The sequence below is a fragment of the Leptospira venezuelensis genome (genome assembly GCF_002150035.1).
In the GTDB taxonomy this organism is placed as follows: Bacteria; Spirochaetota; Leptospiria; order Leptospirales; family Leptospiraceae; genus Leptospira_B; species Leptospira_B venezuelensis.
This window is the reverse complement of the sequence record NZ_NETS01000006.1, coordinates 22,062-47,920: the sequence shown is the minus strand read 5'-3', so window position 1 is coordinate 47,920 and position 25,859 is coordinate 22,062. Positions and strand designations below refer to the sequence as shown.

30 protein-coding genes are annotated in these 25,859 nt (G+C 39.6%); 16 read left to right on the top strand and 14 right to left on the bottom strand.

Annotated elements, in window-relative coordinates; translation table 11 throughout:
• The 4 genes from B1C82_RS00610 to alr are packed head-to-tail and all read right to left on the bottom strand — an operon-like array spanning position 1 to position 3,965.
• Complete coding sequence (locus B1C82_RS00610) at positions 1-765, bottom strand: hypothetical protein (RefSeq protein WP_086445683.1); 765 nt, start codon at positions 763-765, stop codon at positions 1-3.
• Positions 762-1,661, bottom strand: a complete 900-nt coding sequence (locus B1C82_RS00605; protein ID WP_086445682.1) for a hypothetical protein — start codon at positions 1,659-1,661, stop codon at positions 762-764. The genes B1C82_RS00610 and B1C82_RS00605 overlap by 4 nt, the downstream gene beginning before the upstream one ends.
• Positions 1,662-1,671: 10 nt before the next feature.
• On the bottom strand, positions 1,672-2,811 hold the full coding sequence (locus tag B1C82_RS00600) for a 1-acyl-sn-glycerol-3-phosphate acyltransferase (RefSeq protein WP_086445681.1): 1,140 nt from the start codon (positions 2,809-2,811) through the stop codon (positions 1,672-1,674).
• Positions 2,812-2,831: 20 nt separating this feature from the next.
• Complete coding sequence (gene alr, locus B1C82_RS00595; RefSeq protein ID WP_086445680.1) at positions 2,832-3,965, bottom strand: alanine racemase; 1,134 nt, start codon at positions 3,963-3,965, stop codon at positions 2,832-2,834.
• A gap of 163 nt (positions 3,966-4,128) precedes the next feature.
• On the opposite strand from alr, the gene B1C82_RS00590 reads away from it, so the two are divergent.
• Positions 4,129-4,617: a DUF2505 family protein gene (locus tag B1C82_RS00590; RefSeq protein ID WP_086445679.1), complete on the top strand. Its 489-nt coding sequence runs from the start codon at positions 4,129-4,131 to the stop codon at positions 4,615-4,617.
• 118 nt (positions 4,618-4,735) lie between these two features.
• Here the strand turns inward: B1C82_RS00590 and B1C82_RS00585 are convergent, their stop codons facing one another.
• Positions 4,736-5,191 (bottom strand): hypothetical protein, encoded by a 456-nt coding sequence (locus B1C82_RS00585; RefSeq protein ID WP_234008485.1) that lies wholly within the window; start codon positions 5,189-5,191, stop codon positions 4,736-4,738.
• 191 nt (positions 5,192-5,382) lie between these two features.
• Between B1C82_RS00585 and speD the strand changes: the two genes are divergently transcribed.
• The 4 genes from speD to pyrF all read left to right on the top strand — a co-directional run bounded on the left by speD (position 5,383) and on the right by pyrF (position 8,411).
• On the top strand, positions 5,383-5,769 hold the full coding sequence (speD, locus tag B1C82_RS00580; RefSeq protein ID WP_008596834.1) for an adenosylmethionine decarboxylase: 387 nt from the start codon (positions 5,383-5,385) through the stop codon (positions 5,767-5,769).
• Positions 5,770-5,883: 114 nt separating this feature from the next.
• Positions 5,884-6,750, top strand: a complete 867-nt coding sequence (locus B1C82_RS00575) for an S-adenosylmethionine decarboxylase (protein WP_086445678.1) — start codon at positions 5,884-5,886, stop codon at positions 6,748-6,750.
• 9 nt (positions 6,751-6,759) lie between these two features.
• Positions 6,760-7,602, top strand: coding sequence for a polyamine aminopropyltransferase (speE, locus tag B1C82_RS00570; RefSeq protein WP_086445677.1), 843 nt, complete (start codon positions 6,760-6,762; stop codon positions 7,600-7,602).
• On the top strand, positions 7,602-8,411 hold the full coding sequence (gene pyrF, locus B1C82_RS00565) for an orotidine-5'-phosphate decarboxylase (RefSeq protein ID WP_086445676.1): 810 nt from the start codon (positions 7,602-7,604) through the stop codon (positions 8,409-8,411). Before speE ends, pyrF begins: the two co-directional genes overlap by 1 nt.
• A 21-nt stretch (positions 8,412-8,432) precedes the next feature.
• On the opposite strand, the gene B1C82_RS00560 is transcribed toward pyrF, so the two are convergent.
• Complete coding sequence (locus tag B1C82_RS00560) at positions 8,433-9,689, bottom strand: HAMP domain-containing protein (protein WP_086445939.1); 1,257 nt, start codon at positions 9,687-9,689, stop codon at positions 8,433-8,435.
• A 111-nt stretch (positions 9,690-9,800) separates the two neighbouring features.
• Positions 9,801-10,580 carry a hypothetical protein gene (locus tag B1C82_RS00555; RefSeq protein ID WP_086445675.1) on the bottom strand — a complete coding sequence of 260 codons (780 nt, stop codon included), beginning with the start codon at positions 10,578-10,580 and terminating at the stop codon, positions 9,801-9,803.
• A gap of 115 nt (positions 10,581-10,695) precedes the next feature.
• Here B1C82_RS00555 and B1C82_RS00550 point away from each other — a divergent pair, with 115 nt between their 5' ends.
• From B1C82_RS00550 to B1C82_RS00520, 7 genes are all read left to right on the top strand, one after another.
• Complete coding sequence (locus B1C82_RS00550; protein ID WP_086445674.1) at positions 10,696-11,142, top strand: YqaA family protein; 447 nt, start codon at positions 10,696-10,698, stop codon at positions 11,140-11,142.
• 161 nt (positions 11,143-11,303) lie between these two features.
• Positions 11,304-12,623: an NAD(P)/FAD-dependent oxidoreductase gene (locus tag B1C82_RS00545; RefSeq protein ID WP_086445673.1), complete on the top strand. Its 1,320-nt coding sequence runs from the start codon at positions 11,304-11,306 to the stop codon at positions 12,621-12,623.
• On the top strand, positions 12,614-13,396 hold the full coding sequence (locus B1C82_RS00540; protein ID WP_086445672.1) for a DUF1365 domain-containing protein: 783 nt from the start codon (positions 12,614-12,616) through the stop codon (positions 13,394-13,396). Before B1C82_RS00545 ends, B1C82_RS00540 begins: the two co-directional genes overlap by 10 nt.
• Positions 13,383-14,678, top strand: coding sequence for an SAM-dependent methyltransferase (locus B1C82_RS00535; RefSeq protein WP_086445671.1), 1,296 nt, complete (start codon positions 13,383-13,385; stop codon positions 14,676-14,678). The genes B1C82_RS00540 and B1C82_RS00535 overlap by 14 nt, the downstream gene beginning before the upstream one ends.
• Positions 14,675-15,157, top strand: coding sequence for a DUF2062 domain-containing protein (locus tag B1C82_RS00530; protein ID WP_086445670.1), 483 nt, complete (start codon positions 14,675-14,677; stop codon positions 15,155-15,157). Before B1C82_RS00535 ends, B1C82_RS00530 begins: the two co-directional genes overlap by 4 nt.
• 26 nt (positions 15,158-15,183) lie before the next feature.
• Entirely contained in the window at positions 15,184-15,975 is a 792-nt protein-coding gene (locus B1C82_RS00525) for a DUF1295 domain-containing protein (protein WP_086445669.1), read from the top strand.
• A gap of 31 nt (positions 15,976-16,006) precedes the next feature.
• Positions 16,007-17,038 (top strand): SAM-dependent methyltransferase, encoded by a 1,032-nt coding sequence (locus B1C82_RS00520; protein ID WP_086445668.1) that lies wholly within the window; start codon positions 16,007-16,009, stop codon positions 17,036-17,038.
• 73 nt (positions 17,039-17,111) lie between these two features.
• Here B1C82_RS00520 and B1C82_RS00515 read toward each other — a convergent pair whose 3' ends face one another.
• On the bottom strand, positions 17,112-17,732 hold the full coding sequence (locus B1C82_RS00515) for a TetR/AcrR family transcriptional regulator (protein WP_086445667.1): 621 nt from the start codon (positions 17,730-17,732) through the stop codon (positions 17,112-17,114).
• Positions 17,733-17,817: 85 nt separating this feature from the next.
• On the opposite strand from B1C82_RS00515, the gene B1C82_RS00510 reads away from it, so the two are divergent.
• Together B1C82_RS00510 and B1C82_RS00505 are read left to right on the top strand one after the other, a co-directional pair.
• Entirely contained in the window at positions 17,818-19,401 is a 1,584-nt protein-coding gene (locus tag B1C82_RS00510; protein ID WP_086445666.1) for a phytoene desaturase family protein, read from the top strand.
• A 9-nt stretch (positions 19,402-19,410) separates the two neighbouring features.
• Positions 19,411-20,166 carry an SGNH/GDSL hydrolase family protein gene (locus B1C82_RS00505; protein ID WP_086445665.1) on the top strand — a complete coding sequence of 252 codons (756 nt, stop codon included), beginning with the start codon at positions 19,411-19,413 and terminating at the stop codon, positions 20,164-20,166.
• A 21-nt stretch (positions 20,167-20,187) separates the two neighbouring features.
• Here the strand turns inward: B1C82_RS00505 and B1C82_RS00500 are convergent, their stop codons facing one another.
• The 6 genes from B1C82_RS00500 to B1C82_RS00470 form a co-directional block, all read right to left on the bottom strand.
• Positions 20,188-20,943 carry a hypothetical protein gene (locus tag B1C82_RS00500; protein WP_086445664.1) on the bottom strand — a complete coding sequence of 252 codons (756 nt, stop codon included), beginning with the start codon at positions 20,941-20,943 and terminating at the stop codon, positions 20,188-20,190.
• Between the two features lie 47 nt (positions 20,944-20,990).
• Positions 20,991-21,197, bottom strand: a complete 207-nt coding sequence (locus B1C82_RS00495; RefSeq protein WP_008589214.1) for a hypothetical protein — start codon at positions 21,195-21,197, stop codon at positions 20,991-20,993.
• Between the two features lie 78 nt (positions 21,198-21,275).
• Complete coding sequence (locus tag B1C82_RS00490; RefSeq protein WP_086445663.1) at positions 21,276-21,824, bottom strand: hypothetical protein; 549 nt, start codon at positions 21,822-21,824, stop codon at positions 21,276-21,278.
• Positions 21,808-22,917, bottom strand: a complete 1,110-nt coding sequence (locus B1C82_RS00485; protein ID WP_086445662.1) for a KamA family radical SAM protein — start codon at positions 22,915-22,917, stop codon at positions 21,808-21,810. Before B1C82_RS00485 ends, B1C82_RS00490 begins: the two co-directional genes overlap by 17 nt.
• 272 nt (positions 22,918-23,189) lie before the next feature.
• The gene (locus tag B1C82_RS00475; protein ID WP_086445661.1) at positions 23,190-23,510 is read right to left on the bottom strand and encodes a hypothetical protein; all 321 of its coding nucleotides are present in this window, start codon (positions 23,508-23,510) and stop codon (positions 23,190-23,192) included.
• A 65-nt stretch (positions 23,511-23,575) separates the two neighbouring features.
• Complete coding sequence (locus tag B1C82_RS00470; protein ID WP_086445660.1) at positions 23,576-24,484, bottom strand: phosphate ABC transporter substrate-binding protein; 909 nt, start codon at positions 24,482-24,484, stop codon at positions 23,576-23,578.
• Between the two features lie 179 nt (positions 24,485-24,663).
• On the opposite strand from B1C82_RS00470, the gene efp reads away from it, so the two are divergent.
• Together efp and B1C82_RS00460 are read left to right on the top strand one after the other, a co-directional pair.
• Positions 24,664-25,230 carry an elongation factor P gene (gene efp / locus B1C82_RS00465; protein ID WP_086445659.1) on the top strand — a complete coding sequence of 189 codons (567 nt, stop codon included), beginning with the start codon at positions 24,664-24,666 and terminating at the stop codon, positions 25,228-25,230.
• 94 nt (positions 25,231-25,324) lie between these two features.
• On the top strand, positions 25,325-25,858 hold the full coding sequence (locus B1C82_RS00460; RefSeq protein WP_086445658.1) for a 1,2-dihydroxy-3-keto-5-methylthiopentene dioxygenase: 534 nt from the start codon (positions 25,325-25,327) through the stop codon (positions 25,856-25,858).
• The last annotated feature ends 1 nt before the right edge of the window (position 25,859 follow it).

Sequence of the window (25,859 nt, the reverse complement as noted above, 5' to 3'; positions counted from 1 at the left end):
TTAAGAACTTTTACGTTTTCTCTTTGAACTTCTATTATTTTGAGGAACTTTTGTTTTCTTAGCGGCAGGTTTTTTTGCCGAAGGTAATTTCATTTTATTTAAAGTGTGAATTAAATTCACAAGCTCATCCGGATTCAAAACGGATAAGATAGAAATTACCTTTTGAAAACCAACTTGTTGCAAAAGATTTACTGCGTTTTTAGTTCCTAAACCTTTTAATAAAGCAGGGATTTCTGAGATGGATCTTTTACGGATCCATTCCGCACATTCTTCTGGAGTTAATGCTTTGGTTAAAGGAACAAAATCTTTTACTGGCAATGCCTTTGTCAGTTCCAGAAAAGAATCTATACCAATCGCATTCAAATAAGAGATCGAAGAATCCGGTCCGATATTTGTTAAGATCTCCACAATCGTTTTAGAACCTATTGTATGATTGATCTTGGAAACATCAAAAGGAGAAATGGATTCTGCTAAAAATTTCAGATCCTTTAGGCCTAGATGTTTTACATAATAAACTATATCGGATGGGACTGTGTTTTGGATCAGGTCTACGAGTGTAGTCTCTTGGATTGACTGCAGAAGGGTTACAATTTCTTTTTCGCTTAAATTTTGACTTAAGAATAAAAGTTTTTTATGATCCACCTTTTCCGAAATGGAAAATAACGCTTCATAACCTAAATTACGGAATAACTGGAATGATTTTTGAGGGCCTAGTTTATCCAGGTATTCTAATGCGTTTTGAATAGTGGAGATTACCTTCTTCATCCTAAAATATCCGAGAGTAGATCCAGAACTAAAGGCGAAAGAGATCTTTTGGCGTGGACCTTTCTAATATTAGACGCTGCATCATCTGCAATTTTACTGATCCATAAATCTAATTCAGGTTCTGAAAGTCCGATAAACTCTTTCAAAGTTTCTTTTCTATAATGATTCAGTAATGTGTCTCTGCTTACGGAGTATAGATTCTCCATAGCACTTCTAACTTTTTCATCACTTGCAATTGCTCTTCTGATCCTATCAGACCCCGCACCAAATCTAGAAGTTTCCAATCTTCCTAGATCGCTAAAACCTGTTTGGAAAAGAATTTTCAAAGTATTTCGGATTACAGTTTGTATCTCTTGAGTTCCAGAACCTATAGAAACAAAATCAGCTATCCTTTCGGTAAATGTAGGTAATAAAGATGATAAAAACTGAGAGATCTGCTTTTCCAGACCTGCTGCTTGGAAAACTCCGTGTAAAGGATTTATCTTTTTATGAAATTCACTTAGGACTTTTTCCAAACCTTGGGAGAAAATTGCCTGAACTTCAGGCTGATTCAAAATTCCTAGGATCAGATTTTTAGATGGGGCGGCCTGAGTCCCGGCAATGAATTCTACGATAGAATTCATAGATTCTTCTGAAAGAAATTCATCCGCAGAAGTGTAGGGAAAAGCTTTCTCAATTGGAAATTCTTCCGCTAAAACTTTTAGTTTTTCTTCAGGAAGACGAACGAGTCCTAAAGCGGAAGGGGAGATAGAAAGGTCTTCCGGAAAAATTTCCTCTAAGCTGGATCTAAATAAAAAATGTAAACTTTTTTGTACGCTGTTTTCCAGAACTCCGGGTTTGGTGATCCAGTTTTCTACCCTTGTTTTGCGGGAAACAAATCTTTTCCAAAATGCCAAAAGTTACTCCTCAGGCGTTAATAGTAGACCAAGCCGTATCAAGTTTAGGAAGATGGTACGTAAGTTGGTTTCTGTGATATAAGACCAGATTTTTCTTCTTTAAATTATGCAGATCTTTTGGGATCTGAAATAATTTTTCTAAGAAAACTATATCGTTTCCTTCTAATTTTAGGAACCCGCCTTTTTTGGCCTTCTCTAAAAAAGAATCGAACGCGTGTCGGACTGCATCCGTTTTAAATTTTTCGGAAATATAAATTTCAGGATGAGTATTCTTAATCTTCTCCGCTAATGATGTGAGAAGTGAAAATAATTTTTCCTTACTTTCTTTTGCTTTCCCTTCGAATTTTAAAACTAAATAAGAAGCTAAATTTCCAGCGGTGATTGTATACCCGCTCCCCAATCTTTCTTTTACTATTCCTGAAACTTGATCTGCATCTGCATTTTCGGGAATAGGGAATTGTTCTCCGTAACCAATATGAAGTTCTGATTTTTTAGAAGAGAAATAATCGTAAGTCAAGGTGAAGGATGTAAAATTCAAATTTTTGAATTTAGTTCTGAGAAAATAGACTCCTTTTTTGACCTGTGCCATATAACCGTCTTGGTTAAACACTCCTTCTGGAAATAGAAAAAGATTCCTTCCTTCTGAGATCCGATCGGAAAGGTAGCCCCATTCTTGGTCTACCATATCTCTCAAGAGTCCTTTTTTCAGAAGTTCCCTTGCATTATCTCTGAATGGTCTTTTGATAGGAACACAACCAATATAATCCAAATATTTAGGGATCATTCCTGATTTATCTATAAGCAAAAAGAAAAGTTTAAGTAGTCCTTTCGGTTTGAATTCCTTTACTAAAAAATCTTTTCCTAAGATATCTTCTCTAGCTGGGATCGCAAATTTGATAGAAGGATGAATATGAGGATAAACTGCAGCAAGAGCGGGAACATCTCCTTCCCATACATGGTTTGCCATTAGAATGGAAGGATAAGGCGCTTCTAAAATTCTTTTAGGATTACTTGCCGGAAAATGTTCTTCAAAACCATCGAATAGGATCCCTCTTGCTTTGAATACGATCCTGATCAAAAAACTATAGGTCTTAGTAGTATAAACAGGTTGAACTTGTTTTGGAGTTTCTTTTTCTGTAATCGGATCCATCCAGTTCCTCTTCTCTTTTTTTATTTTGCTATTTTTTTGGGGACCGACTCGCTGATCCGAGTGGTAACTTCATAATTGATTGTATAAGTCCAGTTTGCATGATCATCTGTGGAGATTTCTTCTTCTCCTTCTTTACCTATAATAGTGACCACGTCTCCGATCTCTGCTCCTGGTATATGTGTGATATCCAACATGGTCATATTCATACAGATCCTTCCTAGGATCTTTGCTCTTTTTCCTTTTACGAGCATCACTCCATTATTAGAAAGTTTTCGATCCAATCCTTCGTAATAACCGACAGGCACAACTGCGATGCGAGTAGGTGCACTGGTTTGGTATGTAGAACCATATCCTACAAAACTATCTTCTGGAACATTTTTGATATGAACTATTCGTGTTTTCCAAGAAAGAACAGGAGAAAGATTAAAATCTTTTTTGCCGCTTAGATGCAAAGAAAGTCTTGTTTGCAAACTCGGCCATAGACCGTAGAGTGAGATCCCCACACGAACCAAATCATAATGAGCTTCCGGAAATAACATTGTCGAAGCAGAAGCACATGCATGTTTGACTAAATTTTTGAATCCGAATTTTTCAGCGAGAAGGATTGCCTCCGTAAAAGCTTTCATCTGCTCTTTAGAATATTTCTGCTCTAATACATCCTCTGTACTTGCAAAGTGAGTTGCGATCCCGTCCAATCTCAGGCCTTCTGATTTGATCTCGGAGAGTGTTCTTTCTAAGTCGGCACCAAAAAAACCAAGCCGAGCCATTCCAGTATCCACCTTTAAATGGATCTGGGGAGAAGGTTTACAATTTGTTAAAATTCTAACTTCTTCCGTTCGAGATACTATGATCCAAAAATTCGGATCTGAAACTTCGGATGTCCTCTCTGCAAGCCCGGGAACTTCTCCCATGATCAAGATTTTAAACTCTGGATATTTTGCGCGGAGAAGTTTTGCTTCTTCCAAAGAATTGACCCCGAAAAGATTTGCTCCGCCTTGGTAAGCAAGCTCAGCGGTTTCTAAGAGTCCATGACCATAGGCATTTGATTTGATAACTGCAGTGAGTAAGGTCTTAGGAGAGAGAAGGGCGCGAAAATTTTTCAGGTTCGCTGAGATCGCTGCTGTGGAAAGTTCTATCCAAGTTCTGTCTTTCATTCTTTGAAATGAGCGTAGGATCTCTAGTCATGAGCCCCTTTTACGGCTAGCCTGTCATTCGGATTTTTCCTTTCGACCGGAAGGAAAAAAGGGTTTCCCGAGTGGGGAAATACAAACAGACTGCCCGGGAAACGGCTAAACAAATCCTTAAGGATTCCCCTGGATGAAACAATATAAAGTAGTACAAACTTTCCCAGTTCCCCTCCAAGATCTACTCAGAGCGAGAGAAGATAGGTACAAATATTTAGATAGATTCCCAGAGTTGAAAAACGTGGAATTATTGGAGGAAAGAAAAGAGGGAAACAAAGTTTACCAAAAAAGAAAGGTAAAGTTAGCCGAATCCCTGCCAAAGGTGCTTGCTACACTTCTTTCGGATCCTTCTCTTCTGGAAGATTCCGTTTTCGATATCTCTACAAACACCCACGAGTTTACGATTGCTCCTCCAGGAAACGATTCCATAGTCACTATCAAGGGATTCTCTGTATACAAGGAGATTGGCCCTCATGAATCAGAAAGAAGTTACGAAGTAAAAGTAAGCTCCGGAGTCTTCTTAATGGGTTCTGTGATCGAAACTGTGATCGAAGAGATCCATAGACATTCTTTGGAGAAGGACAAAAACTCCATCTCCGAATTCCTGAAAAAGGGAGATTGAGTAAAAAGAAGAAGTATCGCACAGAGAACACGGAGCACGCAGAGTTGTTAATGCGGAGCCAACCCCTCAGTGGACTCTGTGGTCTCCGTGCGAACCAAAAGGGCTTCCCTTCTTAATATTACAAAATCGTTTCTAGATCTGATTTGCTTGGTAATCCAGGTTTGCTAAGCAAAAGTTCTTCTCCCAAATTAAATACTCCCCACGCGGGTTTAGATTCTTGTATCGCCGGTAGTATTTCTGAAAATCTATCATCGGAGAGGATGGTTTCGTAGTCCGGATCTTCTTCATCCAATCGTACAATACTCCAACCTAAAGAATCTAATTCCTCTAGGAGTGTGGTACTTACGCCACAATCTCCGCAAGCTTTGGGAGTTAAGATAAGTACGATTCCTTTTTTTTCATTCTTCTCTGCGCTCGATATCGCTTCCTGTTTGGAATGAAAAATAAAAGAAGAAGTTTTCAAGAAGTCAAACTTCTCACTATTGATGTAAATCAACGTACCTAAAATAACCCAAAAAACCCCGAAAATGCTCAAAAGGACCCATTTTTGAATTCGTATATTTTTGATGTTCATACTCCTCGTATGGATTTCTTCAATCTAGCCGTCAGAAAGTTCTGATCTTATCTCTTTGTAGGATCTTCCGATCTTAGAAAAAGCTGTACAGAAAAAATAAATTAAATTTACGTAGAGAGTTGACAAAAAAACATAGTCATACGCATGCTCGGTTACTAAACCAAAACCGGTTCGGAGGTGTCAGGCAGTAGATGAACGCATTGGGAAAGCACGTAATTGCAGAATTTTATGAGTGTGATTACGAGACCATCAACAATCACGAATTGGTAGAAGATATCATGTTGAAGGCAGTCGACCTCTCCGGCGCCACCACAGTTAAATCTGTTTTTCATAGATTTAGTCCTTTTGGTGTGAGCGGTGTGGTTGTCGTGAGCGAATCCCATTTCGCCATACATACCTGGCCAGAATACGGTTATTGCGCTATCGACGTCTTCACTTGCGGAGACCTAATCGATAATCAGGCAGCTCTGGAATATCTCAAGGAACGCTTCGGCTCAAAGAGCATCTCTGTAGTGGAGATGAAGCGCGGTTTGTTGAAACTTGGCGTAGACCTACCTCACAAGCCAGTTGGGAAATAAGTATCTTCTCTCCGGCAGAGCCGGAAACACCCTAATTGATAAAGACGAGTTCCCCTCTCCGGGAGGAAAGGGCGACTTCACTTATTTTCAAACTTTAAGGAGAGGTATCAGAGTATGAGCCTAAAGATCCAAGACCAACTTAAAATAGTTAATCGTTTTTCTTATCTAAGAAACAGTATCGAAATCGCTACTACCGACAAGGGCGAAGCTTTCCTTTTCACTAGGGAAACTATCTCTGCTGGAGAAGTTGTAGCAGTTTGGGGAGGAAAAGCAGTTCATAAGAATGAGCTTGCAGGCCTTTCCGGACTTTCTTCTCCTCATAGAGTCCATAAGGACTTCTATCTGGTTTCTCCTTTGCATGATGACGGAATTGATTCTGTTCATTATATCCGCCAATCTGCGGATGCAAACTGCGGTTTCCAGGGGGATATTACTCTGGTTGCGCTTCGTGATATCGAAGCTGGTCAAGAGATCACTTATCATCCTGCGATGAAAAATCCTGAACTCGCTTGGGCTCGTAATGAAGAGGCTGAAATCGTCCGTAAACGTTTCAACGGAAGTTTCCCTACTTATATCCAGTCCAAAATCGAGTCTGATCCTGAATTGAAAGTATATGAGCCTTTCAAAGACGGAGCTTGGGGACTTCTCACATCCATCGACTTGGAAAACTGTGACGCAGCTCTTATTCGTGATGCAGATGCAATTAAACAATACGTAGTTGAACTATGTGATTTGATCGAGATGAAACGTTTCGGCGAAACCCAAGTAGTTTACTTCGGAGAAGACGATCGTGTAGCTGGATACTCCATGGTGCAATTGATCGAGACTTCTTGTATCTCTGCTCACTTCGCAAACGATACCAATACTTCTTATATCGATATCTTCTCTTGTAAGGGATATGATCCTAAAGTTGCGGCTGAGTTTACTCGCAAATTTTTCAAAGGCGCTGCAATGCGTCTGACAGTAACAAACCGCTTCTAAGAGGTCATATTGGAACTTTGGCTGGACGAGACCCTCGAGTTACCTAACGGAAGGGCTCTCAAGATTAGAGTGAAGGAGTTCTTACATTCTCGTAAGACTCCTTTTCAAAAAATAGACGTATTCGAATCTCAAAGTTTCGGTCGCATGTTTACCCTGGATGGGGTGGTCATGATGACTGAGGCAGATGAGTTTGCTTATCATGAAATGATCGCTCACGTTCCTATGATGAGCCATCCGAATCCAGAGAGAGTTCTTGTGATCGGTGGTGGGGACGGAGGAACTGTTCGCGAGATCCTAAAACACCCTTCCGTTAAAGAAGTACATCTTTGCGAGATAGACAAAGGTGTTGTGGATGTTTGTTACGAGTATTTTCCTGAGATCGCAAATGCGATGAAAGACCCAAGAGTCAAACATGCATACGAAGACGGAGCAAAATACGTTCAGGATTATAAAGAATATTTCGACGTAATTTGTGTCGACTCTTCCGATCCAATTGGACCTGCAGAAGTTTTATTTAAAAGACCTTTCTATGAGACAATGGCTGCTTCCTTGAAACAAGGAGGGATCTGTACTTCTCAAGCGGAAAGTTTTTACTATCACGGAAAAGTAATTAAGGAATTATTCCAATTCATTCCTCAGGTATTCAATCACTGCGGATATTATTTCACAGTGGTTCCTACTTATCCTTCCGGAATTATTGGATTCACTTACTGCTCTAAAGGGCCAGATCCTTATAAAGTAGAACCGGATCCTAAGAGAGTTCCAAAAGGATTAAAATATTACTCTACGGAGATCCATAAGGCTGCATTTACTCTTCCTCCTTTCGCGCAAGAGTACATCGTCAGAAAATAATGGATTTCTATTCCAAATTCGTCAAAAGAAGGGAGATATTAAACTCCCTTCTTTGCGTTGGGATCGATCCTGATATCACTAAACTTCCTTCCCATTTAGAAAAAGTCCCAGACAATCTATACGTATTCTCCAGAGATATTGTAGATGCTACCGCAGAATATGCAGTCGCCTACAAACCAAATATTGCATTCTTCGAAGCATTTGGTTCCAAAGGAATTGAACAATTCGAAAAGTTGATCTCTCATATTAAAACAAATCATCCAGAGATTCCAATTGTTGCGGATGCAAAGAGGGGGGATTTAGATAATACTGCAAGACAGTATGCTAAGTTTTTCTTCAAACAATTGGGTGTGGATTCACTCACTCTTTCGCCTTATATGGGATCTGATACGATCAAACCGTTCATCGAAGACGATTCTAGAATGGTATTCCTGCTCTGTTTAACATCCAATCCGGATTCTGCGGAACTCCAACAAAAAACATTCTCTGAAACCGGCAGAACTCTTTACAGAGAAGTTGCTGCACTCAGTGAAAAATTCCCAGCCAAGAATGTAGGTCTCGTAGTTGGAGCAACTCATCCGAAAGAATTATTAGAAATTCGTAAAGCTCATCCGGACCGGATCTTTTTGATACCGGGTTATGGAGCACAAGGAGCTTCTTTAGAAGAGGTGATCTCCGTGTGTGGGAAAAATTCCTTAGTCAATTCTTCCAGGAGTATTATATTTTCTTCTTCCGGCCCTGATTTTGCTCAGGCAGCAGGGAAAGCAGCAGCTTCCATCACGGAGCAAATGAGAAAGCTGCTAGTCTAAACTACTACTATCGAAATTGAGCTAGATCTTTTTCTGATCTACTTGCAGATCTCTTAATCCTTTACGGATCAAATATGGAAGTAGAAGGAGCAAAAAGAGAGAAGAAGAAATTAGGATCAAAGCAATTACCGAAACTATCGAATGTATCATCTTACTATAAGATTCATAAGGATAACCTATTTCGTAGATCCTTCCCTCTGAATAAAATGTATACCAAATAATGTAAGCAGGTTTATTCTCAGGAAGAGAGAGTGTTCTATACATTCTTTTAGAAATAGGCTCCAGTTCGTTCCCATCTGAAGAATTGGACCTAGAAGTATTATTTTGATCTGAACTGGAGATTAGATATAATACGTCTTTAGGCAGGATATGGTCTTTGCCTAATTTTAAATTTTCTCTTAGGTTCTCAATTTCAGTTCTTCTCGTATCATCATAATTACTTTCAATTAGTATAAAGCTGATCCGAGCGACCACACATAGAAGTATGAGCACGGTAGCCAGGGAAACCCCCAGTATCTTGATCATAAAAGAAGAAGGTTCTGGAAAATAATTCAGATACAGAACCGTATATAAGAAAAGCTGCAAGCTTGTGGCGGAAGTTAGTATAAGCTGAAAGTTGGAAAATGAAAGATAGCCCCATCCATAAAAAGTATAGGTGAGAGAAAATAATGCATGAAGTAAAACAGCTAGTCCGAAGTTTCGGGACATTCTTAATTCTCTTTTCTTCTCTGTTATTGAGGCTGTATCTGATTCGAGAGTAAGTTCCTTTCTTAAATGTACGTTTTGTCTTAGTATCACAACCAAGATCCAAATAAAGGTTAAAAAATGTATAGAACCCATAGGGGCCGTGGATTCCGGCTCCTGAAATTCAAACATCTGGATGCTGAAATTATAAGATACATCTGAGTTTACATTCTTAAAAACATAGAATAAAAATCCGAACACTCCGGCGGAAAATATTGTTATTAGTGTGATCCTGGATTCTTTTTTGCGATCTATTCCAAAAAAGGAATATATAAAATATAAAAGCCCCAGATTGGAAAAAGACGTATATAGCGCGATTAAGAAGCAAGCGGGCTTAGATAGGGAAGGCAGAAACAAAGAAGTCCTGACCAAAAATCCGAAATTCAAAAATAAAACAAATAGAAGATAAGTTATCAGGATCCAAGCATGTTTCGTTTTGCTTTTCAATTTTAGCAAAGAAACGATTAGAAAAACAGTGAATATGGTCCCGGAAATATAACCGATAGAATGGTAGGAAAACTGGAAGATGTCCATACGAAGCAGGCTTTTCACCGCTTGCTTCGTATTGTTTTTAGGTCTTTTCCGAGGTAAAACGAAAAATTAAGTCATTCCCTCATAAAATATAGGAAGTCTTCAAAATCGATCTTATCGATTCTCTTCCAGATGTTTATCCTCTTCCGTTTTGGAAGGAGTAACCTCTTCTTTTTTAACTTCTTCCTGCTTAGATGCAGGTTCTTCTTCTTTCGGTTTTACAGGAGATATTTCTTTAGTGTCAGAGGAAGGGGAAGATCCGAAATAGTAACCGAATCCAAAAATTCCGGAACCTTCTCCATAGATAAACTTTTCTCCTTGGAAATGGCGATTGATAGAAGCTCCTTCCAATTCTAAAAACAAAAAGCTACGTTCGAAATTCATCCGGACTCCAATTTTACCGTAAGCCCTTAATGTGGATTGTTTGGCTCCCAAGTCTGCAATTCCCAATCCACCTCCAATATATGGATCGAATTTGGATCCAGGACGAAAATGAAGCGTGGGCCCCAGGTCTAAAAACGTTTTGGAGAAGGTCACCTTATCGATCGCTGCTGCCGCTGCAAAATAATAAGCGAAATTGTCCAAAGAAGGGGCGGAAAGTATTATTGCGGAGGCCATTTCTGTAGAGCGGTCTTGAGGAACAAAATAGCCGCTTCGGTTCACTCCAACTTCGAAACCTAAGTTTCTAGGATTATATTCAAAACCTGCTCTGTAAGTTTCAGATCTGCCTGAAAGACCGTACTGGTATTCTGCCTGTCCTGTTCCGACTCCCAATTTTACTGTGAATGGGGAAATTTGTGTGCCTTCTCCTAATAGGGTAAAGGGTTCTGCGAATAATGAAAAAGGAACAATGGAGAAAATGCAAAGTGCAAATATGAATATTAATTTTTTCAAGGTTAGGCGCTCTTGTATTAAAATTGTCTTACTTTACATATCCGATCCAAGGCCTAAAGGGGTCATTTGAAATTGGACTTGTTCTGGAAAAAATCTAGGACCTGGAGACCCAATATTGGAATTTTCAAAATTTTTATCGGAATTCCTACAAGCATATGCTGGCCCCGGATTGACACTGATCTCTTTTGCAGCCGCTACATTGCTTCCATTCAGTTCAGAGGCCGCGCTAATGGGAGCAATCTGGTCCGGGCTTTCACCAGGAGAGGCAGTGCTCTGGGCATCGATCGGAAATTGTGCCGCTTGCGCTTTCAACTATTCTCTGGGTTATTGGTTCGGGAAAAAGATAGAAGCAAGGATCTCCGAATCCAAAACATACTCAGGCTGGGCAGAAAGAATGTCCAGATGGGGATATTGGGTATTGGGATTTTCTTTTCTACCATTTGTAGGAGATCCAATCACGGTACTTTCTGGCTTCTTCCGACAGAAGTTTTGGATATTTGCTTTGGTAGTATTCTCACTTCGTATCTTACGATACCTTGCTCTTGCATACGGATTCGGCTAATTTGTTTTACTAAAACTACGAATTTCCTTTTAATGGCCAAGTTTTGGAAAATTTTTTCCAAACCATAAAGATTCAAAGTAAGTCTATAAAAAAGCCTTCCTAAGACATATCTTAGCGAAGGAACTCCAATAATACAAAAATACAAAGGAAGAAGGAAGTTTTTGAAAAAGAATTCTCCGCTAAAGAAGAAGTCTGTACGGATTTCTAATCGAAAAAAGGAAAAACTTGCTATCGTTGGTTCTGGCATTGCAGGAATGGGTTGTTCTTATTTCCTAAGGGATCATTACGATATTACCGTTTTCGAAAAAGCAGACTATGTTGGAGGTCACACAAATACTGTATCTGTTCCGGAGGATGATAAAAACATCCCAATAGATACTGGATTTATTGTCTTCAATCATGTCACTTATCCCAACTTAAAACGTTTTTTTGAAGAATTGAATGTGCCTACAAAAAAGACCAGTATGTCATTTAGTGTGCAGCATGTTCCGGACAATCTGGAGTTTTGCGGTTCAGGTCTGAGTGGTTTATTTGCTCAGAAAAAGAATATATTCAATTTTCGCTTTTTACGTTTACTTTTGAATATCAATCGTTTCAACGATGAGTCTCCTAAGATCTTACAAGATCCTAAATACAAAGAATATTCTTTGGATAGATATATAAAAGAAGAAGGGTATCATCCTGATCTTTTGACATACTATCTTGTGCCAATGAGTTCAGCAGTTTGGTCCACTCCGGAAGATCTGATGTTGGAGTTCCCAGCTTACTCTTTAGTTCGATTCTTCTTGAATCATGGATTTTTGGGGCTGAATACTCAACACCAATGGTACACTGTGGATGGGGGTTCCATTGAGTATGTAAAAAGGCTTCTTTCTCCCAATAGAGATCGATTTCATACAAACTCACCAGTTTTAGGTGTAGAAGCGACTCCAGCGGGTAAGGTAAAACTTATATTCAAGGGTAAAAAGTCTGAAGTATTCGATAAGGTAATACTTGCCTGTCATGCTGATAGTTCCTTATCCATTCTGAAAAAACCTACTCCGCTCCAGAAAGAATTATTATCACAGTTTGCCTATCAGGAGAATATTGCTACCTTACATACTGATGTTTCCGTAATGCCTAACACAAGATCTACTTGGTCGTCTTGGAATTATAGAATGGACCAAATCCAAGGGCAAATCAAACCTCATACGATTTATTGGATGAATAGTTTGCAGGGCGTGTCAAAGAAGAAGGATTACTTTCTATCGATAGGGGACCCGGGACTTGTGGACCCTAGAAAGATCGTGAAAAGGATAAAATACGAACATCCTCTCTTTCATGTTGGTTCTCTAAAAGCGCAAGGTAGATTATCCGAACTGAATCAAATTGGACCTATCTATTTCTGCGGCAGTTATTTTAGATATGGATTTCATGAGGATGCCTTTTGGTCAGCAAAAGAATTATCAGAAACCTTACTTGGGAAGAAGGTATGGGACTAAATTCTAAGATAGTCGAAGCAAGGGTCATGCATGATCGAAAGATCCCTAAACCGAATCGGTTTAATTACGGAATCTTTACATTTCAATTGGATCTGGACGAACTTGATTTAGTAAACGATCGTTTATGGATGCTTGGAAATAATAAGTTTCGGATATTTTCTTTCAAGGATAGCGATCATCTAAACTTCGGAAAAAAAGGTATTAAAGAAAATTTTTTAGAGTACTTAAGACAGGAAGGAGTCAAAGAAGAGGTAGAAAAGGTAACGCTAATCACCAACCTAAGAGTATTCGGCTACGTCTTTAATCCGGTATCATTTTATTTTGCTGAGGGTAAAGATGGAAATCCAATATGCGCCGTTGCTGAGGTTGGAAATACATTCGGAGAAATGAAGTTATTCTTCCTTGGAAAAGGATCCTTTGAACAAAAAGGATTTAAAAAGAAAGAAGGGAAGTTCTTCTATGTTTCTCCGTTTGTCAGCTTGGACTCAGAGTTCGAATTTTATTTAAATCCTCCCCAGGGTGGAAGGATAAACTTAAGGATAGACGCTTTCGAAAATGGAGAAAGGGTCATGGTGACTACTTATACCGGGAAGGATTTAGATCTAACTGATCTAAATTTGATCTGGATGTTCTTAAAATATCCTTTCGTAACTTTGAGAGTGATCGGGCTTATACACTGGCAGGCCTTTCTTCTTTACCTAAAAAAACTTCCGTTCATTCGAAAGAATGAAGGATTAGACAAACAAAGAGGATTGCATCTTGGAAGGCGATAATATTGCAAAAGTAGAACCGTTGGAAAGTGCAGGTTCCGAGTCCGGAACTTTAGGTTTTTATGAGAGGATTTTCTTCTCCGCTTTATCTGGAATGCAGAGAGGATCTTTACGTGTTCTTTTTCCTGATGGCGGGCAAAGATATCTAGGAAATCCGAATTCTTCTGATCCCCCAGAGTTCCATCACGCTATCTTACAAGTGAAAGATAGAAAGTTTTTCAAAAAGATAGTATTGTATGGAGATATTGGACTAGCAGAATCTTACATGGACGGTGATTGGGATACGGACGATATTCGTGCAATCATTTGCTGGTTCTTGCTAAATATAGAAAGTACACCTTCTGTCAGCGGTTCTAATAAAAATTTCATTCATCTTGCTCTAATGAATTTGGGGAATCGGCTTTTACATTTGTTCAGAAATAATTCTGTCAGAGGAAGTAAGAAAAATATTTCCGAACATTACGATTTAGGAAATGATTTTTACAAGAAATTCTTAGATCCTACAATGACTTATTCCTGCGCATACTTCTCTGATCCATCAAAATCGTTAGAAGAAGCTCAAATTGCAAAGATCGAAAATCTTTGTAAAAAATTGAAACTCAAATCTTCCGATCATCTCTTGGAGATTGGAACTGGCTGGGGTGCATTCTCTACTTACGCTGCTAAAAATTATGGATGCAGAGTGACTTCTTATACGATTTCGGAAGAACAATATAAATTTGCAAAAGCAAAGATTTCCGCTATGGGTTTAGAAGATAAGATAGAAGTCCGATTGGAAGATTATCGAAAAGTACAAGGCTCTTACGATAAGATTGTGACTGTGGAAATGTTAGAAGCAGTCGGCCACGAATATTTCGAGGACTTCTTTGCAATGTGTCATAGAGTTTTGAAAAAAGACGGACTAATGGCACACCAGATCATCACATGCCCTGACTCTAGATATGAATCTTTTAGAAAGGGAGTGGATTTTATCCAAAAACACATTTTCCCCGGATCACTTTTGCCTTCGATTGCAAGGATCAACGAGGCCATCAATAAAACCGGTGATATGTTCCTCCATGAGTTAGAAGATATAGGTAGATACTATGATCAAACTCTCATGTCTTGGCAGAAGGGATTTGAAGTAAATCTTTCCTCCATTCGAAGCATGGGTTATGATGAATCATTTCTACGTAAATGGAGATATTATTTTTCGTATTGCGCTGCTGCCTTTCATATGAGAAATATCAGCGTGGTTCAGGTAGTGTATACCAGACCGAATAATCTCGGATTAAATTCTCAGTGACAAAATTAGAAAATCAAGAATCGAAACCTTCTTTTTTCGCTAAGACAAAATTAAGGATATTAGAGGAATTAAAAACCGGAACTAGTCCGAAAAAGATTGCATTATCATTGGCAATTGGCGGAGCAATTGGTATTTTCCCTTTGATTGGAACTACAATGGCACTATGTGCTATTGTAGGTTTTGTTTTAAGATTAAATCCAGTTTCCATTCAGATCGCAAATTATGCAATGTATCCATTTCAAGTTTTTCTAATTGTCCCTTTTTTGAAATTAGGTGCGTATTTATCAGATAGAGAATTAGATCTGACTTGGGCCTATAAACTTGTAGAAGGTGATAGTTCCCAAGTTTGGGAAGGGCTTTCTCATTCTGCTGGATACGCTATTCTTGGTTGGGTTTGTATCGTGCCAATTTCAGCAGTGATCTCTTATTTCCCATTATTATTACTGGTTAAAAAAGCAAACCAGATTGTTCGCAAATAAAAATCCATGTATATCGGAGCATTCTAATGTACGAAAAAGCAGTGTCTTTAATGTTCAGCGCTTGGGTGGTTGTATTCTTTTTGATGAGTTTACTTTGGTTGATTGGAAAGCTAATCAAAAATTATTCTATTGTAGATGTGGGATGGGGACTTTGTATCTCCACAATTGCAATCGTATATTTTATATTAGGCGATTCTTTTTCCGTAAGAAAGGCTATTTTTGCTTTTATGGCAACGGTCTGGGGTTGGAGACTTTCTTACTTCATATTTACTACAAGAGTTCTGACCGGGCATGAAGACGCAAGATATACCGAATTCCGAAAGGACTACGGAGACAAGGTAGATCGAAAGTTTTTTATCAATGTATTTCAGTTCCAAGGAATTCTTGGAACGATCTTAAGCCTCCCATTTCTTTTTCCGGCTTTGAACCCTTCAATCCAAACCCATCCTTTAGAAGTGATTGGACTTTGTGTTTTTGCGATGGGACTTTGGGGAGAATCGGTAGCTGATTTTCAATTGGCAGAATTTAAATTAGACGCAGCTAACAAGGGAAAGGTGTGTGACGTAGGACTTTGGAAATACAGCAGACATCCAAACTATTTTTTTGAATGGGTTATTTGGATTTCTTTCGGCTTAGTTTCTCTTGCTTCTCCATGGGGTTGGATCGGCCTCATCTCTCCGTTGATCATGTTTATTCTTTTGACTAAGATCACCGGCATTCCTCTGAATGAGATTGGGCAATTAAAGTCTAAAGGGAACCTGTACTCTGAATACAAATCCAAGACCAGTGCCTTCTTTCCTTGGTTTCCCAAAAAGTAGATTCGAAATTTAAAATATAGGAAAACTCAATATGAATCTTATCTATAAACTTATGGAAAAAGATGTTTTCCCGGATTGGCTGATCCGATTTAGGATACGCCAACTCCTGCATCTCAGACTTCATATGGAAGATAAAGGGAGCTTGGAGAAAAATCAGGAACATCTGATTCGATACGTAAACTCTTTGAAACAATCTCCCATTGCAATTGATACTCAGTCAGCAAATGAGCAACATTATGAGGTTCCTTCTGCCTTTTTCAAATTGGTGATGGGAAAATACATGAAGTATAGTTCAGGCTTTTGGACTTCTCCCGATGTTGGGATCGATGAATCAGAAAGGGCTATGCTCGAACTCACCTGCAAAAGAGCAGAGCTCGAAAATGGAATGAACGTTTTAGATTTGGGTTGTGGTTGGGGATCTCTTTCTCTTTATGTAGCGGAGAAGTATCCGAAATGTAAAGTAACAGGAGTTTCTAATTCCAGAACCCAAAAGAAGTTCATAGATTCTGAGGCAAAGAAAAGAGGTTTAAAAAACCTAAATATTATAACAGCCGATATGAACGTATTTAAAACGAGCCTAAAATTCGATCGTATCATCTCGATAGAAATGTTAGAACATATGAAAAACTATGAAGTTTTATTTGGAAAACTTGCGAGTTTCCTGAAACCGAAGGGAAAATTTTTCGTACATATATTTACTCATAAAAAGTTCGCGTATCCTTTCGAAGTAGTGGATGATACAGATTGGATGGCAAAGTACTTTTTTACGGGAGGGCAGATGCCTTCTCATGATCTGTTCTTATATTTCCAAAAAGATTTTCAGATTCGCAACCAATGGGTGGTAAACGGCAATAATTACGCTCTTACTTCTGAAGCTTGGCTTTCTAATATGTATAAAAATAAGGAAGAAGTTCTGCAAATTTTAAGCGAAACCTATGGAAAGGATCAGGCTGTGAAATGGTTTGTTTATTGGAAAACTTTCTTCATGGCTTGCGCAGAACTTTGGAAATATAAAAACGGAGAAGAATGGATCGTATCACATTATCTTTTCGATAAGAGATAGAAGAAGTATAACTTCTAGTTTCTTCTAATAGTCGAGAAAGTCGAATCGACGAGCTCTATTCCTTAGGTTAAAATTATGCCTTTAGGCCGGTATATAGGAATTGGATTAAGTCCTTCGTGATCTTTCTTGCCTGTTTTATCTCTATTGATCGAAACATCATTTGTTGACCTGATAATAATACTGCGACTCCATGAGCCATTGTCCAAGCGGAGGTGGCCGCTTTTTCTGCATTTCCTTCCGGGATCAGCCCTGCTTTTTGGCAATCTTTGATGATATCCACTATGATTTGAAAAGTTTCATCCTCGGTTTTGATTAAAGAATCGTATTTTAGATGGCTTTCAATCTGGTTTCCATACATGATCCTAAATAGATCAGGATTTTCTAATGCGAATTCTACATAAGAAACCCCAGACTCTCTAAATAGAAGTAATGGCCTCTTCTTGTATTTCGATCTAAGTTTCTTTTGCCTTTCCGCTAAGATCTTAAATCCTTCTTCAGCGATATCAGCATATAAAGATTCTAAATCTGGATAATGCCTATATGGGGCAGATTGACTGACTCCGGCCAAGGTCGCGGCTTTTCTGAGACTTAAGGCCTTATAACCTTCTTCTTTTAAGATCTTTATGGAGGCATCCAATAGGGCCCTTTTTAGGTCTCCGTGGTGGTATGAATTTTTTTCTTGGGAATTTTTCATGTTGACATGTATTACATTAGAGGTTGATATTATAAAACTGAATGTGTTCAGTGTTCACATTGAATGCGAATAAGAGGTTTTGTCAATGAATATTGATCAAGTAGGAAACGAATTCGATATTATATTTATAGGTTCCGGAATGGGAAGCCTAACCACTGCAAGTCTTTTGGCCCAATCTGCGGGTAAGAAGGTTTTAGTCCTGGAAAAACATTTTCAGCCGGGCGGTTTTACTCACGAATTTCAAAGAAAACAAGGAAAGTATCATTGGGATGTAGGCATTCACTATGTAGGTGATATGCATGAAGGCGGACTTTGTAAAAAAATCTCTGATAAGATCACTCGCGGGCAGCTTGTATGGAAAAGGATGCCTGATCCTTTCGAACGTTTGGTTTTTCCTTCTCGAAAATTTGATATATATGGAGATCCGGAAAAGTTTAAATCAGATCTGATCAACGAATTCCCTGAAGAAGAGGAAGCAATCGAAAGATATCTAAAGGACATTAGAAAGGTTTCGGTTCTTTTTGGAAAGGCAATCATGATGAGGCTTTCTCCTCCACCTTTGAATTCTCTCATTGGTATTCTGGGGGAAGGGAACGTAGTTACTCTCAAAGACTATTTCGATAAAAATTTCAAGAGTGAAGACTTGAAAGGGATCCTTGCGGCACAATGGGGAGATTATGGTCTTCCTCCTTCTAAAGTAGCTTTTGCGATGCATGCAACACTAGTGCAGCATTATATTAACGGAGGTTATTATCCAGTGGGAGGTGCGGGTAAAATTTTTGATACAATAGAACCGATCCTTCAGGAAAATGGCGGCGCAGTTTTATCTTCAGTGGAAGCGAAGGAGATCCTGATCAAGGATGGAAAGGTAGTAGGGGTTAAAGCAAAAGCATTGAGGGGAGAAGGTCATGAACGAGACTTTTTCGCACCGGTTGTGATCTCATGTGCAGGAGCTTATCCCACTTATACAAAACTGATCCCGGATTCTTTTCCGATTCCATTCAGAAAGGATCTAAAAGACTTTTATAATAGAGAAAAAATGACCACAAGTATTTGTCTCTACCTTGGTCTTTCCGAGAGTCCTGCAAAATTCGGATTTAGTGGGGAGAACTACTGGATTTTCTCTTCTCCTGATCATGATAAGAATTTTTCTGAAAGGAACGATTGGCTTTCTGAAAGTGATGAAATACCGAATCTATATCTTTCCTTTCCAAGTTTGAAAAATCCAGAGGCAAAGTCTCATACAATGGATGTGATCACATTCACTGATTATTCCAATTTTGCAGAATGGAAAGACGAACCTTGGAAAAAAAGGGGAGAGGAATATAAAGACTTTAAGGAGAGGATCATAAAGCGAATCCTTACTACATTAGAAGCCAGATTTCCAGGTCTTACTAAGCTGGTCGAATTTGCTGAACTTTCGACTCCAATCACGAACGAACATTTTACTTCTCACCCAGACGGTGCCATTTATGGATTAGCCTGCGTTCCAGAAAGATATAAGAAGGAAAAAAGTCCTTGGTTCGATGTAAGAACTCCGGTTGAGGGACTTTATTTGACTGGTGCAGATGCCGCTTCTCCCGGGATAGCAGGAGCTATGATGGGGGGCTTGGCTGCTGCCTTGGCGGTAACTGGAAATGCAAACCTGCTGAGAGAATTAAAAAATTAGAAAATTCTAATGAAAGAGATCCCATTTTATACTACGAGTCTTCTTTTATCCCCTGTACTTTTATGGCAGGGGTTGAAGGCTCGTAGAACAATTCCTCGTTTACCAGAAGCTGCCGGCCCGGACTTCGGCGAATTACCGGGTTCTAATCCATTTCATCTTTTGGTTTTGGGAGAATCTACCGTTGCTGGTGTGGGAATTCCTGACTATAAAAGTTCTTTGACTGGCCAAATTGCCTCAGCTCTGAGAAACAAAAGTGGAAGAAAGATTTTTTGGAAAGCGATTGGACAAAGTGGGATCACTTTAGAGGAAGCAAAGCAGAAGTTCGGGTCTCGCTTGCCTGAGTCTTTACCGGATGCGATCGTTCTTGCTTTAGGTGCGAACGATGTAGTTAAATTACACTCTCAGAAAAAATGGTCATCTGATCTGCAGGATCTGATCGACATTTGTAGATCAAAATATCCGGATGCTCCAGTTTTTATTGCAGGAGTTCCTCCTCTTGGGATTTTCCCTGCCTTGCCCAAAACTATGAGATTTGTTTTGGGTTGGAAGGCTCGACTTTTAGACCAAGCTTCTTCTTATCTTTCTGCGAAATTGGAAAATGTATTTCATATTCCAATGAGGAAGATTGGATCACTCTCTCCAAAAGGGATTTTCTGTTCAGATGGATTTCATCCTTCGATAGAAGGTTGTTCTATTTGGGGAGAAGAAATTGCTGAATCTATTTTGGCCAAGGCGGTAAACAATTTTTCTAAGAAAAATTTGTAGGAGCTCCTACAAATCTGCGACTCAATAATTCAGTTTTAGAATTCGAATTTCTTTTTCTTCGAATCGAAGAGTTTCTTTGAGTTGGTTGAATCTTTCCACGGAGAAAGGGGACTCTGGAGAGCGGAGTTCTTTTTTTAACTTTAGAACTTCTTCATACAGTTCCAGTAGTTCCAAAGTGTTTCCTTTAGCTTCTTTAGAGTAAAGCGCACGGAACATTGGCCCGATCCTGGAAGGGATGTCTGAGTTTACGATTTCTGCGATCCCAAGATCTTCGATATGTCGGAACATCCAGTTTTGCAGATAGACTGTTAATAGTCTTTCCATCCGAACTACATCTTCCTTAGTGTTACGCGGAACAATACCTTTATAGAATCTATAACGTTTTCTTAAATATTTGCCTGCGATATTTCCGTCGATTGGCTCTGATTTAAGTTTGTCCCATTCTTCTTTGATGACCGGAAAATATTCGGAACCGAAATAAGGTTCGCCCAGTTCGCAGATATGGATGGCACCTGGGTCGTAACTTCTCATCCTGGTGCGGAATCCGTCCCAGTCTGCTGCGAGTAAATTGACCTGTCCCTGGCTTTGGAGTGGCTCCATAGCTCTATTGATCTCTCGGATAAAATTCCCTTTGAGTTGATCCGAAGGATCTGCGAGTACTAGAAAGTTGAAGTCGGAGGATTCGTCTCCTTCTCCTCTTTGTCTGGAACCAAAAAATATGAGTTCAAATGGTTTTAGGGAGGAGACGCTGGATAGATTTTCTTTAATTCGTTCCATGGCTTAGATCGCTTTGGTCTCTACTCTAGGAATATTAGAAGATATTTTTATTCGAAAAACAAACGCATCCTGGAAAGGTTTTCCAAAATTGCTTTGTAGGCCCGATCTCTATCTTCCGGATCTCCGAAGGGCAACGATTTTACGTGGTTGAAGTCATGGTAGGTGATCTCTATCGAGTTTGCCGCCATGTTCTTTTTGATGGAGGAGATATAGTCTAGATTAATGACCTCGGTATCCCCCAATTTTAACCACATTCTATCTTATCCTCGGGATATCTTCTCCCCGCCGGATAACATACTTTCCGGATCAAAATCGGTCAAGAAAATACACTGTTAAAATGCTTTTATTCCCCGGCTTACGAATTCATGGAATTCTTTTCCCAATTCCGCGGTACCCAATCCCTTTTTGTTTTCCAATTGGGTTTCGAATACGAATATGAACGCTTCTTTTTGCCATTCCCAACGGACGTAACATTTTTCTGTTCCGGATGCTTTGGCGCAGCCTGAGAATACTGTAGCTCTGGAATTTTCCCCCATAGGGAAATATTGGAATTGTCTGGAATTGAATTTTGACTGGTCTGTTTCGGATACCAATTGTCTGAAATCGTTAGAATTATCCTCAGTGTATGAAGAAGCCCTGAAACTTTCAAAATTGGAATTCGTGTCGGATACTTTACATTCGTAGAATAGACCCCTGGCGAATAATCTACCTGAGTTGAGTAAAACGGAATGTCCGCCTGTATAATATACTACATCGTAATTGAGTCGAAGTGCCGACGGATTTTCGGCTACGACCGAGGTCGGATTCTCCTGGTGGCTTTTGCATTCTGTAAGGGCCAGGGACGATATAAGCAGAATCGCAATTCTAAAAACCGATCTCATACAGATCTCCTTTATAATTTCGGAACACATAAGAAGAAGGTTTGGTTTCTTCCAGATAGTTCGCAGGTAGAGGTACTTTTCCTCCACCACCAGTTAGATCCACGACGTAAAGGGGAACGCTTAACCCGCTGATACTTCCTCGGATCTGTTTCATAAGTTCTACACCTTCTTCTATCGGGACTCTAAAATGAGAAGATCCGAATACCTCGTCACATTGGTGCAAATAATAGGGTTTGATCCCTATTTTGGTGAGCCCGTAGAATAGATCTGTCAAAGCTCCTACAGAATTATTGATCCCTTTCAAAAGTACAGCTTGGTTTAGAACTGTCACCGCACCTTCTTTCGCGAGCATCCCGATCCTTTCTTTTACAAGTTCTGTTAGTTCTTTGGCATGGTTGAAATGTGTGATCAGATAGATCGGGAAATGTTTTTTCAGCACCTGGCATAGTTCAGGTGTAATCCTCATAGGAAGTGTAACTGGATATCTTGTATGAATGCGCACTTGATTGATATGTGGAATAGATTTTAATTCACCTAGGAGGTAATCCAGTTTGGAGTCTGATAGATTTAAAGGATCTCCACCTGATAGGATCACTTCTTTGATTTCTGTATGCTCTCTAAAATAACGTAACGCGTCCTTCCAATCTTCTGAGCCTGGAGTATCCGCAGATTGAGATACCTTTCTTTTTCTGGTACAGAATCTACAATAGACAGCACATACATGAGATAGATACCAAAGCGCCCTGTCCGGATAACGATGTGTTACTCCTTTTACGGGCATATAGGATTCTTCTGCTAAAGGATCCCTTCTATCCCAAGTTCTCGAATGCAGTTCTTCCTTTCTCGGTAAAACTTGTAATCGAATAGGGCAGTTCGGATCTTCCGGATCTGCAAGATTCAAATAATAAGGAGTAGCGGAGAAGCTGAACACTTCGCCACAGGTGAGCAATGCTTCTTTTTCTTCAGAACTGATCCGGATATAATTTTCCAATTCGGACCCATCTTTGATCCGATTTTGGATCTGCCATTTCCAATCCAGCCATTCCGGCCCGGAAACAGTCTTTTGTTTTAAATGTGAGGAAACTAGTTCCAAGAAGCCCTCTTACTGATGGATTCTCATGCCTGTGATTTCAGTCAACTGAGTATCCGTATAAAAAAGAAGGAAACCAAACATAGGTTTCCATTCGAGTCGTTTATTTATATAACCTCGAGGAGAATGCCCATCAATTAAAGTTGGAGACTTAGGAGAAGGATGAGCAAGATTTCCCGTTTTCTGTTTTTGCCGAAGCGGAATTTTTGCCCGAAACCGCATTCATGCTTTTTACGGGGAAAAGTCCTCCCGAGGACTTACAGAATGAAAACCGGTCAGACCGGAGGGGGAAGGAAAAGATAACGATATGCTAGGGTGTGAATGTAAAAATTGCGAGCTGAATCGTTTGCAAGAAGACTACTATTTAATCCGGAAGCTGTCTGGGAGAACTTTGTAAATAACCCAATGACTGCATCGTCTGCGCTTGCAGAGAACAAGGAAGGAAGTCCTTGGTCATCACCATCTCTAAAGGATTGTGTTCTTGATTTCTTCTGGAAAGAATAACTTTTAGCGGTACTATAATCTCTGGCCACTACCTCGCTGAAGAGGGCGAGCACCATAAATAAGATCAGAGGTAAAAGCCAAAGCCGCTTCATATCTATCTAAACTTAGACGGAACAAAACGGCTTTCGCAACCTTTTTTCGGAGAGAAAATCGGAATTTATGGTTTGGTAGCTTCTACCTCTACAGTACTTAAAGTACTTCTTAAATAGCCGCTTTTCAGCACCATTGTTTGCCCTTCTTCCGAAGTGATATAAGTAATGAACTCATCAATTTTTTTACCTCTATCGGAGAGATAAAATAGGTACAATCCTCTAGAGAGTTTGTATTTTCTTTCGGAAACGTTTTGGATGCTCGGTTCTACAAAAGGATCCTTTCCAGTTTTGGAATATGGAACTGCTTTTACTTTTCCTTTGTTTTGGATCTGGGCGCTTCCCATCCCCATGAATCCAACGGATGCTGTATCTTTCTCGATCAGATCCGCCATCTCATCGTTATCCGCAACTACTTTGGAATCATTAGTGAATTCTTTCTTTTTAGAAGTTTGGTATTCTTTTTCTCCCAGGTCTCTTTGTCTTAAGATATGAGTTTCAAAATAAGCAGCAGTTCCACTCTTATCGTTCCTAAGAACAACATGGATCGGCCCAGGCTTTCCGCCTACTTGAGACCAATCTTTTATTTCTCCGGAGAATATTTTGGAGATCTGTTCTAAGGTAAGTTTAGAAACAGAGTTAGCAGGATTCACTACTACGGCGATCCCATCGTAACCGATCAGTACATTCTCAAATCTTCCCCTTCTTTCGAACTGGGTTTGTTCTTCGGGAGTTAACGGTCTGGAAGAAGCAGCTATGTCAGTCTTTGCATCGAATAATTTTTCGATCCCTTCGAAGGAGCCTCCTCCTTGGACGGTGACTTCTACATTCGGATTTTTCTTAGCATATCCAGCCGCTACCACATTCAGTAAAGTATGCATGGTTTCGGAGCCTGTGATCAGTAAGGGTTCTTTTTTGCAATTGGTAACCGTTAGCACGGTAAGCAGAAGGAGTAAGAGCGTTAATTTTTGTTTCATCGAGTCTTGGGTTCTCCGGAAATCTTTTCCAAAAGGGGATTCTCCTCTTATAAGGGTAAAAGTCGAACGGATTTTGGCCCTGAAATATTACAATTAACGAAGGAGCCCGAGTACATCGCTTGACACCCGGCCTTACTGCAAGGATATAGAAGTAGCGTAATTTTTATTTTAGGTCGTTTATGAACTTAGGCATCACTGAAGTTAGAAAAGGAATGGTTCTCAAGGTAGAAGGAGAACTTTATTCCGTTGTAAAAAGCGAATTCGTGAACCCAGGAAAAGGATCTGCCTTTATCCGCACAAAATTAAAGAACCTGGTCCGTAGTAGCTCCATTGAAAGAACCTTCAAGGCTGCGGAAAAATTAGAATCCGTAGAATTGGAAAAGAGACAGATGACTATCTGTTATTCCGAGGGTGATGATATCATCTTCATGGACACGAATGACTTCGAACAACTTCCGGTTTCTAAAGAATACCTAGAGGACATCCTTCCATTCTTAAAAGAAGAAACCGCTATGGAAGTTTCCTTTTACGAAGGTAAACCAATCGGAGTGACTCCACCAAACTTTGCAATCTTGCAAGTTACTTATGCAGAAGAGGGTCTAAAAGGTGATACTTCCGGTACTGCTCTTAAGAGAGTAACAGTAGAGACAGGCGGAGAGATTAACGTACCTATTTTTATTAAACAAGGTGATTCTATCCGGATCGACTTGAGAGATCTTACCTACGTGGAGAGGGTCAATAAATAAGGTTTTATAAAGCGGCCTTCCAAACAAACGGGGCCGCGACTACCGCTTGAGGGTGCGGAGCTAAAAAAGGGACACCACCTAAAGGAGGGCGCGAATGGCGACTATTATCCAAAAACCGGGACTACCGGAAATCAAAGACAACACTGAAGTTAAATCTTTTCTAAATAAAAGAGGGATCGAGTACGATCATTGGCCGGTTCCTAATACCTCTAATTCTCTTACTGATAAATTAACTCTTGTAGATGATGAGAAGGAAGCTCTTCTCAAAAATTTGGACAATCGTTTCGAGACCTTAAAAGAAAAAGAAGGTTATCAATCCAGAGATTTGATCGTTCTTCATCCACAAGTTCCTGGCTTAAACGAGATGTTAGCCAAATTTGATAAAGTGCATTATCATACAGACGACGAAGTTCGTTATATCGTAGATGGTTCCGGGATTTTCGGGTTCGCTCTCGCTGGTGAAAAGTTTTTAGTAAGAGTGGAGAAGGACGATTTCATCTCTGTTCCAAAAAATACAAACCACTGGTTTACTCTAGACGAGAACAAAAGGATCAAAGCAGTCCGTTATTTCCAAGACATGAGCGGCTGGGTTCCTAATTACGTAGAAGAAACTACGGCTTTAGTTTAAA